The following is a 14,428-nucleotide window of genomic DNA, read 5'->3' on the forward strand; positions in this document are numbered from 1 at the left end:
GGACTGGCAACCGGCTGGCGATCACCCCTTCTAGCGAAGTCATTTCATTAGACTAAGTTGAATTATCTGATTGTGACGATAAGCTCGAATTATGATCAACGTCACTTTCAAGCAGTTGCGCTATGTCGACGCGCTGGCGCGCCACGGTCATTTCGGCCGGGCGGCGGAGTCATGCGCCATTTCGCAACCCGCCCTGTCGATGCAAATCCGCGAGCTGGAGGACGGCCTCGGGACGCCGCTGTTCGAGCGGGGTGTCCGGCAGGTGCGGTTGACTGCCTTCGGCGAGGCCTTCTCGGCGCGGGCCCGCGACATCCTGCGGGCGGTCGATGAACTGGGCGACCTCGCCCGCGCCTCGCGGGCCGGCCTCGTGGGGCGCTTGCGCATCGGTATCATTCCGACGGTGGCGCCCTATCTGCTGCCGGCGGTCATCGGCGATCTCGGACGCAGCCATGCCGGGCTCGACCTCCGCATCCGCGAGACGCAGACGCCCAAACTCATCCAGGAGCTGAACGAGGGGCGGCTCGACACCGCCATCGTTGCCCTGCCGGTCTCCGAGCCCTCGATGACAGAGACCGCCCTCTTCCGCGAGGATTTCGTGCTGGTGCGGCCCAGCGTCGATGCCGGCAAGGCGGTGCCGAGCGCCGAGATGCTGCGCGAGATGCGGCTCCTGCTGCTGGAGGAAGGCCATTGCTTCCGCGACCAGGCGCTCTCGTTCTGCGGCCTGACTGCCGCCAGGCCGAAGGAAATGCTCGATGGCAGCACCCTGTCGACCCTGGTGCAGATGGTCGGTGTCGGGGTCGGCGTGACCCTGATCCCGGACATGGCGGTCGCGGTGGAGACGCGGTCGGCGCCGGTCTCGATTGTCCGTTTCGAGGATCCGCGGCCCTCGCGCACCATCGGCATGATCTGGCGCCGGACGAGTCCGCTCGCCAAGCAATTGTCGGAGGTCGCCGATGTCGTGCGCCTGTCGGCGCAGACGATGCGGCGCATGCATGCGGCCCTGTGAGGGTGCGCGTTGTTGTCCTACCGCTCGCGACGCGTATACCGGCCGCCGGTCGAGCCAGACATCATTAAGGGATGACTTGTAGAAAAGGTGATTGGCTTTTCGGGCGAGTTGTCATGAGCTGTAATGTCTGCCGTAACGCAAACACCTTGCCGTTCGCCTTTTCGATGGCGTTCCAGCCAATCGTCAATACGGTCACGGGCGCGGTCTTCGCTTACGAAGCCCTCGTGCGGGGGCCGGCGGGCGAGGGCGCCGCATCCGTGCTCGGTGCCGTCAACGAGACCAATCGCTACGCCTTCGACCAGCAGTGCCGCGTCAAGGCGATCGAACTCGCCGGTCGCGGCGCACCCGGCGCGGCGCGCCTGTCGATCAACTTCATGCCGAACGCGGTCTATGAGCCGCGCGCCTGCATCCGTCTCACCCTGGCGACGGCCGAGCGGGTCGGTTTCGCGCCCGAGCGCATCATCTTCGAGTTCACGGAAAACGAGAGGATCGAGACGGCGCATCTGCTCAACATCGTCCGGACCTACAAGGATATCGGCTTCGCCACCGCGATCGACGATTTCGGCGCCGGCCATTCTGGCCTCACACTGCTCGCCCGCTTCCAGCCGGACATCGTCAAGCTCGACATGGATCTGATCCGTGACATCGATACCGACCGGGCGAAGCGGATCATGGTGCGCCATATGCTGGCGATGCTCTCGGATCTCGGCATCGTCACCATCTGCGAGGGGGTGGAGACGATGGGCGAACTCGCTGTTCTGCGCGATCTCGGGGTCGAACTGCTGCAAGGCTACGCCCTGGCCCGACCCGCCTTCGAACGGTTCGAGACGCCGCAATTCGTCGCCTGAGGGGTCATCCCGTCCGGGGTATGCCGAACGGTCCCTGACCGCCTGTCTCGCCCGGCCTCCGGACCCGCATCCCCGCGCCGATGCAGAACAGCTCTCTGGTGAAAAGGTTCCGGCCCGATCGCGTGCAATCGCAGCACAGTCATGTGCAGAGTCCAGGCCTCCTGCAATCCGATCCTCGACATGAACGGCAAGCCGTTCAAAGGTGGTGAAATTCGCCACCGACATCACCGCCGACATCAAGAAGCAGCAGGGCCGCAAGCAGGTCCAGCGGCAGATCGCCTCCGTCCAGTCCTCGACCGTCAACGCCATCGGCGATATCTCCGCGACCATCTCGACCATCAGCGAGATCGCCACGGCGATTGCCTCCGCCGGTGAGGAGCAGAGCGCGGTGACGGCCGAGATGTCGTCCAACATGCGGGTCGCCGCCGCAGGGGTGCCGGCCATCTCCCGGTCGATGGGCACGATCGCCCGATCGATGACGGATATCGACATGGCGGCGCGCAAGGTCAGGGAATCGTCCCGGTCCATTGCCTGAGACGATGCGGACGGGCCGCCGCGTACCTAGCGCCGGATGCCCGGCGTCTCGACGGGAAGGCCCTTCGCCCGCACCGCCAGATAGAGCTCAAGGGCGAGATAGTCCGGGCCGCCGAGCGGAAACTGCGTCGCCCGGACGCCGAGCGAACAGGCGCGCAGCCGGCGGTGCAGCGAGCCCATCGTGTTCCATTCGAGGCGATAGGCGGGAAAGCCGGTGCCGACTCCGCTCGATATGACATCGCCGCGCAGGCGCAGGCCGACATTCTCGTCATGGCATTGGGCGCAGGACAGATTGAGCTGGCCCTGACGCAGGGTGTAGAGGCGGCGGCCCTCCGCGACGAAGCGCGCCGCCGGCCCGTCCGTGGCGACCGAGACCGGCAGGCCGCGGGACTGCAAGGCGATGGCCGCCGTCAGCGACAACAGCGCCTCGCTCTCGTAGCCGAAGCCGGGAGCCTGCTGATGGCGGCTGCGGCAGGTCTCGATCCGGCCTTCGAGGTTGAGGAGATCGCCGGTCTGCGCCACCTGGGGATAGCGTGTGGCGACGCCGCGCATCCCCGTGATGTCGCCGTGGCATCCCTGGCAGGAGGGGCGCCCGCCGGCCGGTGCCGCCCGCCACAGGGCCTCGCCGGTGTCGATCCACAGCCAGCCGGGATGGCGGGACGGATCGTCCTGCAGGGCGCGCAGGTCCGGCGAGAGGAAGGTCGCAGGCGCCCGCACCTCTCCGGCGGCGACAACCGTCGGGGCGAGCAGCAGGACAAGGACGGCCAGGCGTGTCATGTCACTGTCAGGACCTGCCGGCGCTCATAGGTGACCCCGCCATCCTCGACCCACTGGAAGACGAGCTCGCCGGTCGCGGTGGCGCGGGTGGTGAAGGCGACATAGGGATTGGCGGCGATCCCGGTCGACAGGTCCATGCGGAAGATCTCCGTCCCCTCTTGGGTGACGCGCAGGGTGTGGATGATCTTGCGCGGTACCGGGCGCAGGCCTGCGGCGTCGATGGCCCGCTCCATCGGGTGACGGGCGAGAACGCGGATCTCGACGATCTCGCCGTGCCTGGCCTCCGGCGGCATGGTGATGCGGGCGGGGATGGTGACATTGGCCATGGCTCAGCCTCCGTCCACGCAGGCGCCGAGGATGACGATCACTTCGCGGCTGTCGCGATGCACCAAGCCGCGGCTCGTCTCGGCCAGGACGACGATGGTCTGGGTCTCGGCGAGGCGGATGCGGGTGGCGACATCGGCGCGGCCGGCCCGCGGTCCGATATGGAAGGTCGCCACACGCGGGAAGGGGTTCTTCTCGGCGAGGATGTGGATGCGGGCGACGTGGTCATCGGCGCTCATCGGGCTGTCGACCTTGATGGCGAGGTCGACCGCATTGCCGTTCTCGGAGAGCGTCGGCATGTCGAGCGACAGCCCCGTGGTCACCGGCACGCGTCCGGCGAGGATCGCCTGCTGGGCGGCGGCGAAGCTCTCAGACGATGCCGACTGGGCCGCCGCAGCCGGCGGCAGCAGCGCGGTCGCGGCGGTCGCCGCGAGGGCATGGCGCCGGGTCAGGAGGACCCGTCTCGAAGAGGGATGGGCGGTCATCATTCACTCCTTCAGGGCGGACAGATAGGCGACGACGTCCTCGATCTCCTGGGCCGACAGGACGGGACGGCCGCGCCAGCGCTCGTCGACATGGGCGAGCCCGGTGACGCGATGATAGGCCGGCATCACCGCCTCCGCATTCACCACGGTCGGATCGATCAGCCTCAACCTGATCTGGCCGGGCGTGAGGCGGCTGCCGACCCTGGCGAGCGGCGGTCCGACCTCGCCCATGAAGGGCTCGGACCGGTCAGGCAGGGAATGGCAGATGAGGCAATTCGCCGTCTCCCGGTTGCGTATGATCCGTGCCCCGCGCTCCGCTACGCCGATCTGCCCGCCGAGCGGCGCAGCGACGGCATCGCCGACCACGACATGGGGGACGACCTCCTGCCCCGCCGTAGGGCCGGCGAGGCCGAGAAGGGCGAAGGCGGCGACGGGAGCCCTCACGCCCGCCTGAGGTCCTGGTCCTTCAGCGGGACCGTGCGGATGCGCCTGCCGGTGGCGGCGAAGATCGCGTTCAGCACCGCGGGCGCAGCAACCATGATGGTCGGCTCGCCGACGCCGCCCCAGAAGCCGCCGGAGGGCATGACGATGGTCTCGACGGCCGGCATCTCGTCGATGCGCAGGACATTGTAACTGTCGAAATTGGTCTCGACGATCTGACCGTCCTTCACCGTGCAGGCTCCATAGAGCAGGGCCGAGAGCCCGTAGGCGAAGGAGCCCTCGACCTGCATCTCGATCTGGCGCGGATTGACGGCAACGCCGCAGTCGGTGGCCGCGACGATGCGGTGGATCTTTAGCCGGCCTGCGGTGTCGACCGACACCTCGGCGGCGGCGGCGACGTAGCTGCCGAAACCCATCTGCTGGGCGATACCCCGGTGAATGCCGGCCGCCGGCGGCGTGTCCCAGCCGATCTTGGCGGCCACGGCGTTCAGCACGGCGAGGTGGCGCGGGTGGTTACCCATCAGCTTGCGCCGGAAGGCCAGGGGATCCTGGCCGGCCGCATGGGCGAGCTCGTCGAGGAAGCACTCGAGATAGATGGCGTTCTGGTTATGGTTCACGCCGCGCCAGAAATGCGGCGGCACGTGGGTGTTCCGCATGGCGTGGTCGATGAGCAGGTTGGGGAAGGCATAGCCGATCTGGCCCTCGTTGCCGCCGGCATTGAGCCCCTGGAACTGCACGGGGTCACGGCCGTTCTGCAACGCCGTCGGGAAGACGTAGGAGAGGATGGACTGGCCGGAGATGCGCATGTGCAGGCCGACGACATTGCCCTGGGCGTCGAGGCCGCCGGTGAGCTTGCACATGGTCACGGGATGGTAGCGCCCCTGCACCATGTCCTCTTCGCGGGTCCACTGCGTCTTGATGGGCACGCCGGGGACCTGGCGGGCGATGGTCACCGCCTGGATCAGCCAGTCATGGGTCGTGCGCCGGCCGAAACCGCCGCCGAGGTCAACGCGGTGGACGTCGCAGGCCGTCTGTGGCAGGCCGGCGGCCTGGGCGGTGGCGGCCAGCGCCGCCTCGCCGTTCTGGGTCGGGCACCAGACGTCGCAGCGCGTCGGCGTCCACACCACCGTGGCGTTCATCGTCTCCATCGGCGCGTGGTTCTGGAAGGGATAGGAATAGACCGCCTCGACCTTGCGGGCAGCACTGGCGATGGCGGCGCGGGCATCGCCGTTGGTGTTGCCGACGAAGGCTTCCGTGGCCTCCAGGCCCTCGCGCAGGCTGGCCGCGATGGTCTCCGACGATACGGCGCGGTTGGGGCCGTAATCCCAGGTGACCGGCAGGGCGTCGAGCGCCGTCTTGGCCTGCCAGAACGTGTCCGCGACCACGGCGACGGCCGTTTCGCCGACCTTGAGGACGTGGCGCACGCCCGGCATGGAGGCGACCTTGGCAGCATCGAAGGAGGCGACCTTGCCGCCGAAGACCGGGCATTCCTTCGGCACCGCCACCAGCATGCCCGGCATCTTCAGGTCGGAGCCGTAGACGAGGGCGCCGGTGGTCTTGGCGGCGGTGTCGAGACGTTTCACCGAGGTGCCGATGACGGTCCAGTCCTTGGGGTCCTTCAAGGGCACATTGGCCGGCGGCGACAGGCGCGCGGCGGCGGCGGCGACCTGACCGTAGCGGACCTGGCGACCGGAGGCGGCATGGGTGACGACACTGTCCTTCGCCGTGCACTGCGCCGCGGGAACGCCCCAGGCATCGGCGGCGGCCTGGATCAGCATGACGCGGGCGGTGGCACCGCCGCGCCGGACATAGTCCTGGCTCTGGCGGATGCCCTGGCTGCCGGCGGTGAGGAAGGCGCCCCAGGCGCGGTTGCGGGCCAGGGACTGGCCGGGCGTCACATATTCGGTGACGATCTTCGACCAGTCGCAGTGCAGTTCCTCGGCGATCATCTGGCAGAGGCCGGTGCGTGTGCCCTGGCCCATCTCGGTGCGGGCCATGCGCAGGACCACCGTGTCATCCGGCCGGATGACGACCCAGGCATTGATCTCGGGCGCGGCCGCGGGCGCCGGCTGCTGGGCCATGGCGCCGGTCGGCAGATAGAAGCCGACGGTCAGGCCGGCGGCCGCCTTGAGGACGGCGCGGCGGGAGGTCGTCGTGGTCTCGATGAGCGTCATGTCGGCCTCCCTCAGCCCTGGCGGTTCGCGGCGGCCTGCTTGATGCCGGCGCGGACACGGTTGTAGGTGCCGCAGCGGCAGATGTTGGTCATCGCATTGTCGATGTCCGCGTCCGTCGGGTTGGGCTTCTCGGCAAGGAGTGCGGCCGCCGCCATGATCATGCCGGACTGGCAATAGCCGCACTGGGGAACGTCGAGGTCGCGCCAGGCGACCTGGACCGGGTGCATCCCGGTCGGCGACAGGCCCTCGATGGTGACGATCTTCTGCTCCGGGGTGACCCCGCTGAGGGGCAATGCACAGGAGCGCACCGCCTGGCCGTCGATATGCACCGTGCAGGCGCCGCAGGCGGCGATCCCGCAGCCATATTTGGTGCCGGTCAGCCCCACCTGTTCGCGCAGCGCCCAGAGGAGCGGCGTATCATCCGCCGCGGTGACCTCGACCAAATGGCCGTTGATGTTCAGCTTTGCCACGCGCCCTCTCCCCCGATCGCTGGGTTGACACCAGTCTTTGCCAGCCCGAGTCGAGCCTCGTCCGGCTCGGGGCACAACCCGTATCTGCAAGTTGGCGCTTCACGTTGTCGAGAGGGGGCAGCGAATCAGCCGGCAGGGGCGCGCCGGTGGAGGGTCGTGCCTCTGCGGGCTGGCGGCACGCTCTCACCGTGCCATTGGGCGGCCGGCCGGTTGCTCCACGCTCCGTCGTCGCTTGCATGAGGCTGTATCGCAGACCTTGCAGCGTCAACGGTGGACGGATGTTCGCCGGGTTTGAAGGCGCGGCTGTGGCCGCGCCGGCCCTGCCCTATGCCGGTGCCTCCGGTGCAGGATGCCGTTATGGCAGGCTTCAAACCACCCGGGCAGTTCTCATGCCACCGCGAGCCATTGGGTGCCAAGCGCCCCGCTCACCAGGCCCCAGCCGCCGAAACCACCTGCGTTCATGTCGGCATAGTAGGTGGTGCCGTCAGCGAGGTTCTGGACGATGACGTCGCGCCAGCCGTCATTGTCGACATCGGCCGAGCCGCGGACGTCCCAACCGGCGAGGCCGTTGGCCACGACGTTCCAGCCGGCATTGGTGCCGCCGAGCATGTTGACCCACCAGATGTCGGAGGTGGTGGTGTTGCGGAAGACGACGTCGGCATAGCCGTCGCCGTTGATGTCGGCGGCCTCGCGCGCCACCCATTGAGATCCGACGGCACCCGAGACGAAGCCCCACTGGCCATTGGCGATGTCGCGGTAAAAGGTGGTGCCGTCGGCAATGTTCTGGACGAGGACATCCGAGGCGCCGTCGGTGTTGAAGTCGCCGAGGCCGACGGTGCGCCAGCCCGTGCCGAGGTTCGGACCGAGCACCCAGCCGCCGAAGGTGCCGCCGGAATCCATGTCGGCGATATAGTTGAAGCCGGTGGCATTGTCGCGCACCAGCACATCCGCAGTGCCGTCCCGCGTCACGTCACCCGAGGCGATGGCCTGGAAGGCGCTGGTCAGCCCGGCGTTGACCACGCCCCAGACCGGGGCGCCGGAGGCGATGTTGACCGTGTAGATCGACCCCGTGTTGGTGTCCTGCACCAGCGTGTCGGCCCGCCCGTCACCGGTGAAGTCGTCTGATCCGACCAGCCGCCAGCCAGCGGGCAGGGAGCCCAGGACATTGACGAAGCCGGAGCCGGTTCCGGCATTCATGTTCTGGAAGGCGACCTGACCCGTGGCGCTGTTCTGGAAGAGGACGTCGTCGAACAGCGAACCGTCCATGTTGGAGACGAGGTTCTGCTGGATGCCGGCCAGGCCGAAAGCATTGCCGGCAAAGCCTAGCGCCTCGACATTGACCAGCGTGTCGACCCCGTCGGTGCCGGACGCCGCCGACACCTGCGTGAACATCTGCCCGTTCGAGACGAAGGAGCGCACGAAATAGTTGGCGCGGGCGCTCGAGAACAGCGCGGCATCGGCGCCGGTGCCGCCGTCGATCCCGTCATTGCCGGCGCCGCCGGTGATGAGGTCGTTGCCTGCATCGCCGAGAATCGTATCGTTGCCGTCACCGCCGTTCAGACCGTTGTTGGCGACATTGCCATGGATCGTGTCATTGCCCGAACCGCCATTTGCGTTCTCGATCAGCGAGCGCAGATCACCATTGAACAGGAGGGAGTTTGAGATGGAACCCGGCGCCCGGACGCCGGGGTTGGCGTCGGTATTGGTGAGGACGATCTGGGCCTCGGAGGGCGCCGACCATTCGCCGGGTCGCAGGTCAATCCGCGCATTCGTCGTGTAGTTGGAGAAATCGTAAGTGTCGGTCCCGCCGCCGTCCCAGATGTTCATCAGGATGCGGTTGATCCCCGGCGCATCCATATAGGCGATTCCGTCGACGAAAGATTGGCCCGTATTGGGGTTCCAAGTATAGACTGTATTTCCCGAGCGCGTGTTGAAATTGGCGCCATAGATCGCCTGCAGAGCGGCGACATCATATTGCATCCAGGTCTGCGGTTCCCCGCCCGTCTCGGGAAAGCCGACCGTGTTCACCGAGGGGACCGAAGTCGAGGCGCGGTAAGCCATGATGGTGTATTCGGTCGAGTCCCGGGAAGGGTCCATGACGACGGTGCCGCCGGCAGCGCCGGGCTCGAAAGGATGCCCGAGGCCCAGAACATGGCCGATCTCGTGGATGACGAGCGACCAGCGGAAGTCACCGACCGGGAAGGGTGTGTTCATGTTCTGGCGGGCGACGATCCACACATCACCGGCGTTGTCGTTCGTTCCAGGCAGATAACCCCAACCCGCGAGATCCGCGGTGGTTCCCGGCCGCGGTGCCGGATCGGCGGTGATGCCGAAGCGCATGGTCGCCGGGTTCGCGGCGGAAGGCGCGATTTCTGTGAAGGTCGCATTGGTGAACTCCGCGACCGTGCGATAGGCGAAACGCGCGGCGGCCTGATACGGCGCTCCCGCGGCCTCGAAACCGACGAAGGGTTCGTCACCGGGAGCGTAGCCGGTGAACTGGGCACCGTCGGTCGGGAAGGAATACGTCAACTGTCCCGTCGCCCATTGGGTGTTCAGGACCAGACTGTTGATATTGGCGTTGATCGAATTGGGTGCACCGACCAGGGGAGTGAATGTGCGTGTCGGACCGGGCATGAGTGACGTCTCTCTCGGGTCTGATTGGTGTCCAGGCAGGCTGAAAGCCGCTCGCTGGGCTTGCCCCATGATCCGCCGCTTCGTCTGAGATGACGGCGCGTGGTGGTGCGTCCAGCCTGCGGGAACGAGGCGCGTGGAAAGCCGTGACTCGTGCTGCAGGCGGAGCGCTTGGTGGCGTTTATGGAGAGAGATACGGGACGTCAATCAATCGGCGGAGGAACCTCTGCACCCTGAGACAAGGTGCAGGTGAATTGAGACAGAGTGCGCGCTCGTGCCGGGGGCGGCATCTCGGAGCCGCGCTTTCGCAGGCCGTCCACGGCGCACTCCAGATGCGCCGTCGCGACTTGCTCACCCTTCTCCGGGTCCAATCAGGCGGTCGGCCCTCACGCCACCGCGAGCCATTGCGTGCCGAGTGCGCCGGTCATCATGCCGAAGCCGCCGGCCGGCGTTCAGGTTCTGGAGGTCCACCTTCTGCGGCGACCGGGTTCCGATGCTAGCGTTCCCGGAAAGCCTTGGCGAACTGGTCGAGGACCGGCCTGACGAGATAGCTCACCGGGGAGCGGTCGCCGGTTGCGAGGAAGACGTCGGCCTGCATGCCGGCACTGATGGTCAGCGGTGCGATGCGGGCGAGCTCGGCCGGCGGAATGGTGATGCGGACGATGTAGTAGGTCAGCCCCGTCTGCTGTTCGCGGGTGACATCGGGCGCGAGACGCGAGACGGTTCCGGTGAGTTCCGGCGTCGTCCGCTGGTTGAAGGCGCGCAGCCGGATCTGGGCCTGCTGGCCGAGCGAGACGAGGTCGTAGTCGGTGGCCGCGACCTGCGCATCGAGATGCAGCAGTTCGCCGGAGGGAACGATCAGCATCGCTGGTTCGGCCGCGCTGATCACCCCGCCCACCGTATGCGCCTGCATCTGGTGGACGATCCCGGACGCCGGGGCGCGGATGTCGACCCGTCTCAGCTGGTCCTCCGCGGCCGTACGCCGCTCCAAGAGCTCGCCCATGCGCCCCTGAATGTCGCGCAGCTCCTTCATGGCCTCTGAGCGCCGCTCCTCGGTGAGCTGGATGATCTGCAGCCCCGTCTCGGCGATGCGGCCCTGGACCTGGGCGATCTGCGCGGTGAGCAGGCCCTTCTGCCCTTCGAGGGATGATCCCTCGCGTTCGAGCTGCGACAGCCGGGTGATCTGTACGAGGTTCCGGGTGAACAGGTCGCGGACCCCCGACAGCTCGCGCTCGATCAACTGGGCTTCCCGGATCTTGGCCGCTCGCTGCTGCGACAGGCCCTCGATCTCGGACTGCATCTGTCCGATGCGCTTGGCGAGTTGGGCCCGCTGCCCCTCGAGCGCCGTCTTGCGGATGGCAAAGAGGCGCTTTTCGGCGACCAGGAGGGCGGCCACAGTGGGGTCGGTGCCGGCACGCGCTTCAATGCCCTCGGGGACGACAACGGCATCCGCCTGGTCGCGCTCGGCCTCCAGCCGTAACGAACGCACGATGAACTCGTCGATCTGGCGTGTCAGGATCTGCAGGTTGGCGCGCGCCATGGTGTCGTCAAGGCGGATCAGAAGGTCGCCTTCCCGGACCACCTGGCCTTCGCGGACGCGCAGTTCTCCGACGATGCCGCCCTGCTGGTGCTGCACTTTCTTGACATTGCTCTCGACGACGAAGTGGCCCTGGGCGACGACCGCACCCGCGATCGAGGCGCGGGCCCCCCAGACGCCGAGCGTGCCGAGAAAAATGACGAGGGCGAGGTAGCCCGCGCGCTTCGCCTTGCCGCTGGCCCGGTCGATGTCCGGCGCAAGGCCGGGCTGACGATCATCCCGGCTCATGGCTGACCTCCGGTGCTGCGAACTGAGCCGAACGGCTGGCGCGCGGGGACCGATCGCGCCGTCGCCGGCGGCCGCCTCAGCTTCTGCATCACCTCGTCGCAGGGGCCGAATGCCTGCAGCTGTCCAAGCGCCATCACGCCCACCATATCCACAGCCACGAGTCCCGATTGCCGATGGGTGACGACGACACAGATACCGCCACGAGCCTTGACCGCTCGGATCGCATCGGTGAGCGCCTCGTCGCCTTCGTTGTCGAGGCTGGCGTTCGGCTCGTCGAGGACGACGAGGAATGGGTCGCCATAGAGCGCCCGCGCCAGGGCGATCCTTTGCCGCTGCCCGCCAGACAAGGCCGTGCCACGCTCGCCGATCACCGTATCGTAGCCGTTCGCCAGACCGACGATCATGTCGTGCGCGCCGGCCGCCGCCGCCGCCTTGAGGACGGCATCTGAGGTCATGGCGGGATCGAGCCTGGCGATGTTCTCGGCGACCGTGCCGTCGAACAGCTCGACGTCCTGCGGCAGGTAGCCGAGCGCGCGGCCGAGCTGCTCGGGATGCCACTGGTCGAGGCGTGCCCCGTCGAGGCGGACCGCGCCGCCGACCAGCGGCCAGACGCCGACGAGCCCGCGGGCGAGCGTCGACTTGCCCGAGCCGGAGGGCCCCACCAGACCGACCGCCTGTCCCGCCTTCAACTGGAAGCTGACGCCGTGTACGATGATTCGCTGGGACCCCGGCGCGGCGACCGTCGCCTCGCTGACCTGAAGCGATTTGTGGGGCCTCGGCAGTTCGATCGCCTTGTCCTGATCCTGCAGATGCACAGCGATCGACTTCAGGCGCTGATAGCCCTGACGTGCTGCGACGAAGCTCTTCCAATGCGCGACGGCCAGTTCGATCGGCGCCATGGCCCGGCTCGTCAGGATGGAGGCCGCGATCATCGCGCCTGGGGTCAGTTCGCCGCGCACCACGAGCCAGGCCCCGAGGCCGAGCACCGCCGATTGCAGTCCGAAGCGCACCACCTTGGCATAGGCGCCTATGCCGCTCGCGGCATCGGACAGCGCCAGCCCGTCCCTGACATGGCCGTCATGCGCCTTCTGGTGACGGGCGCTGAACGCCGAGGTCATGCCAAGGGCGCGGATCGCCTCGGCATTGCGGCGGCCGCTTTCGGCGATGCTCATGCGCTCCGCACCGCTCACCGTGACGTCGCGGGTTGGTCCGGCACTCTTGCGGTCCGTCAGCCAGGTCAGGGCGAGGATCACCACCCCGCCGGCCACCGTGAGCCATCCGAGCAGCGGGTGGAGGAGAAAACAGGCCGCCAGGAACAGCGGCATGAACGGCATGTCGAGCAGCGCCGTCGGACCCAGGCTGCCGAGAAAGCTGCGCAGGGCGTCGAGATCGCGGATCGGCTGCTGCGGGGCGCCCGGCTTGGCGCCCATCAGCGGCAAGGTGACGACGGCACGCCCAGCGAGAGGCGAGAGTTCGCGGTCGATCTTGGCACCGATGCGGCTCAGCAGCTTCAGCCGGAGCGCATCGAGCGCGCCCTGCAGCAGGAATGCGGCCAGGGCTATCAGGGACAGCGCGACCAGCGTCTGGATCGAGCGGCTTGCGAGGACCCGATCGTAGACCTGCAGCATGTAGAGCGGGCCGGTGAGCATCAGAACATTCACGAAGGCCGAGAAGACGGCGACATGAAACCAGTCGCCGCGAACCGTGCGAAAGGCGCGGAGCACGGGGTCGGGCCCGCCCGTCCTCATCATGTGCGGGGTGGTGTTCATGCCAGGCTCCGAAATCCGTCGTTGCCGGGAGGGCTGTCCTCCGCGCTGCGCCTGTTATCGCAACGAAACCGCTTCACCCGTCGAAGCAGTCGCACGTGGGCTGCACCCAGGGCACTCATGCGGGTCGCTCGTCGCTGCGGACTGTCGGAAGGACAGTCAGCGCGAGCCGGCGCGAGCGAAAGCGCGGCGAAGGGGTCTTGGCCGCATCGCGCGACGGCGTGTCCGAACTTCGGCTTGGAAAGGCCGTCATCTCCGTCTCTGCGCTTCCGCCACCCCGACATCATCGTCTTTCGATCACGGCGACGGTCGCACCGATCAAGCGTCCGATTGCTCCGAGCCTTCCCGGCCGGCCGCTTTGGCTCGACCGGAACCCTCAGGCGCGCCACTAGAGGGACACCGAAACAATTGACGACATGAAGCATCAGGCGCCATGACTCTGCGGTCAAGGGCATAAGTTCCCCCGCATTGCTTGTGAGGCGGCTGACCTCTGCTTGGGTCTGAAAAATATGCCTTGCTAACAGAAGGTGAGGCTGGCTATCATTTTCTTCTGTCAAGTCTGTGGCGGCGGGTGAAAGGTTCTTCGTCTTTGGCATCGCAGTTGCGGCTCCTTTGAGCCTCTTTCCGTCGCTCGTCTCTGGGGATGCGTCGAAGTTCGGGACACCAAGCCCATTCGCGTATTTCTCGCGCGACGGGGGTTTGAGTTTCTGGGGCCCCATTCGGTGGAGATCGCATCCGCTTCGGCTCGCGCCATTTGTTGTGACATCGACGCATACATTGTTAGCTACCGCGTAACACGAAAGCTGTCATCGTGCATGGGACGATAGGGATCGACGGGACACGATGATGCCGATACCGCCAGATCATGTCGGGGAACCGGCCTATTCCCAGCAGGCACCCGCCGAACAGGGATCGCGACTGTCAGGCCTTGTCCCTGGGGCGATCCGGTCGGCATCCATGCCACTGCCCCGCCCCGGTCATGTTGCCGAGCGCGAGGAGCTTGACGCCGCGCACATCAAGGGCACGGCAGAAGCCTACATCCTCTTCATCGAGCGCCATCCGGCCAGCCGCTATCGCGCTGAGGCCGAAGCCCGTCTGCGGAAGCTCGGTATCACCCCTCCAGTCCAGTCGCCCTCGCCTTAAGGGG

At 67.2% G+C, this 14,428-nt stretch carries 13 protein-coding genes; 4 read left to right on the plus strand and 9 right to left on the minus strand.

Translation table 11 applies throughout. The annotated features are described in order from the left end of the window. The first annotated feature begins 91 nt into the window (after positions 1 to 91). From Q0C57_RS05320 to Q0C57_RS05330, 3 genes are all read left to right on the plus strand, one after another. Positions 92 to 1,006, plus strand: a complete 915-nt coding sequence (locus tag Q0C57_RS05320) for a LysR substrate-binding domain-containing protein (RefSeq protein WP_296573063.1) — start codon at positions 92 to 94, stop codon at positions 1,004 to 1,006. A 164-nt stretch (positions 1,007 to 1,170) separates the two neighbouring features. Beyond that, a complete protein-coding gene (locus tag Q0C57_RS05325) occupies positions 1,171 to 1,854 on the plus strand; it encodes an EAL domain-containing protein (RefSeq protein ID WP_296573066.1) in 684 nt (227 codons plus the stop codon). Positions 1,855 to 2,059: 205 nt separating this feature from the next. Beyond that, on the plus strand, positions 2,060 to 2,389 hold the full coding sequence (locus tag Q0C57_RS05330) for a hypothetical protein (protein WP_296573069.1): 330 nt from the start codon (positions 2,060 to 2,062) through the stop codon (positions 2,387 to 2,389). Between the two features lie 26 nt (positions 2,390 to 2,415). Here the strand turns inward: Q0C57_RS05330 and soxA are convergent, their stop codons facing one another. From soxA to Q0C57_RS05375, 9 genes are all read right to left on the minus strand, one after another. After that, positions 2,416 to 3,165 (minus strand): sulfur oxidation c-type cytochrome SoxA, encoded by a 750-nt coding sequence (gene soxA / locus Q0C57_RS05335; protein ID WP_296573072.1) that lies wholly within the window; start codon positions 3,163 to 3,165, stop codon positions 2,416 to 2,418. Then, positions 3,162 to 3,491, minus strand: coding sequence for a thiosulfate oxidation carrier complex protein SoxZ (locus Q0C57_RS05340; protein WP_296573075.1), 330 nt, complete (start codon positions 3,489 to 3,491; stop codon positions 3,162 to 3,164). The genes soxA and Q0C57_RS05340 overlap by 4 nt, the downstream gene beginning before the upstream one ends. 3 nt (positions 3,492 to 3,494) lie before the next feature. Further along, positions 3,495 to 3,974 carry a thiosulfate oxidation carrier protein SoxY gene (locus Q0C57_RS05345; RefSeq protein ID WP_296573078.1) on the minus strand — a complete coding sequence of 160 codons (480 nt, stop codon included), beginning with the start codon at positions 3,972 to 3,974 and terminating at the stop codon, positions 3,495 to 3,497. A 3-nt stretch (positions 3,975 to 3,977) separates the two neighbouring features. Further along, positions 3,978 to 4,418 carry a sulfur oxidation c-type cytochrome SoxX gene (gene soxX / locus Q0C57_RS05350; RefSeq protein ID WP_296573081.1) on the minus strand — a complete coding sequence of 147 codons (441 nt, stop codon included), beginning with the start codon at positions 4,416 to 4,418 and terminating at the stop codon, positions 3,978 to 3,980. Continuing rightward, positions 4,415 to 6,589, minus strand: coding sequence for a molybdopterin cofactor-binding domain-containing protein (locus Q0C57_RS05355; protein WP_296573084.1), 2,175 nt, complete (start codon positions 6,587 to 6,589; stop codon positions 4,415 to 4,417). Before Q0C57_RS05355 ends, soxX begins: the two co-directional genes overlap by 4 nt. An 11-nt stretch (positions 6,590 to 6,600) precedes the next feature. Beyond that, complete coding sequence (locus Q0C57_RS05360; RefSeq protein WP_296573087.1) at positions 6,601 to 7,059, minus strand: (2Fe-2S)-binding protein; 459 nt, start codon at positions 7,057 to 7,059, stop codon at positions 6,601 to 6,603. A gap of 387 nt (positions 7,060 to 7,446) precedes the next feature. Beyond that, complete coding sequence (locus Q0C57_RS05365; RefSeq protein WP_296573090.1) at positions 7,447 to 9,693, minus strand: FG-GAP-like repeat-containing protein; 2,247 nt, start codon at positions 9,691 to 9,693, stop codon at positions 7,447 to 7,449. Positions 9,694 to 10,186: 493 nt separating this feature from the next. Then, complete coding sequence (locus Q0C57_RS05370) at positions 10,187 to 11,515, minus strand: HlyD family type I secretion periplasmic adaptor subunit (protein ID WP_296573092.1); 1,329 nt, start codon at positions 11,513 to 11,515, stop codon at positions 10,187 to 10,189. After that, positions 11,512 to 13,284, minus strand: a complete 1,773-nt coding sequence (locus Q0C57_RS05375) for a type I secretion system permease/ATPase (RefSeq protein WP_296573095.1) — start codon at positions 13,282 to 13,284, stop codon at positions 11,512 to 11,514. Before Q0C57_RS05375 ends, Q0C57_RS05370 begins: the two co-directional genes overlap by 4 nt. Before the next feature lie 954 nt (positions 13,285 to 14,238). Here Q0C57_RS05375 and Q0C57_RS05380 point away from each other — a divergent pair. Continuing rightward, on the plus strand, positions 14,239 to 14,424 hold the full coding sequence (locus Q0C57_RS05380; protein WP_296573098.1) for a hypothetical protein: 186 nt from the start codon (positions 14,239 to 14,241) through the stop codon (positions 14,422 to 14,424). The last annotated feature ends 4 nt before the right edge of the window (positions 14,425 to 14,428 follow it).

Origin of the sequence: Phreatobacter sp. (genome assembly GCF_022843985.1) — a bacterium.
Taxonomy (GTDB): domain Bacteria; phylum Pseudomonadota; class Alphaproteobacteria; order Rhizobiales; family Phreatobacteraceae; genus Phreatobacter.